The sequence below is a fragment of the Cohnella baijiui genome (assembly GCF_020731285.1).
Taxonomy (GTDB): Bacteria; Bacillota; Bacilli; order Paenibacillales; family Paenibacillaceae; genus Cohnella.
The window spans coordinates 1-325 of record NZ_JAJFOW010000184.1; the positions used below are offsets into that span (position 1 = coordinate 1).

The following is a 325-nucleotide window of genomic DNA, read 5'->3' on the forward strand; positions in this document are numbered from 1 at the left end:
TTCTCGACCCAACTCAGGAAATTCTTTAATGTCGGCACCAGCTACGAATGCTTTCTCACCTGCGCCGGTAATAATCACGACATCACAACTGTCACCAATTTTATGTATAATCTCATTCATCTGTTCAAAAAAATCTTTGTTCAGCGCATTGACGGGCGGCGCATCAATCGTAATCAATCCTAGTCGACTCTCTACTTCCCATGTTACGTTCACTCCACTGCACCTCCATATATCTTCATAGTTTTCTCACTACTTTATATACAAGCAATAATAATGCCAATGTTTTCACTATTTTTTCGCTGCATATCCGTTATCAAAAGGGAAT

Annotated in this window: 1 protein-coding gene; it reads right to left on the reverse strand. The window is 39.7% G+C overall.

Annotation, left to right across the window (positions count from 1 at the left end; genetic code table 11):
* Positions 1–213, reverse strand: a 213-nt coding sequence (locus LKX83_RS32240; protein ID WP_227887348.1) for an enoyl-CoA hydratase-related protein, incomplete at its 3' end; no start/stop codon positions are given.
* Positions 214–325: the final 112 nt, after the last annotated feature.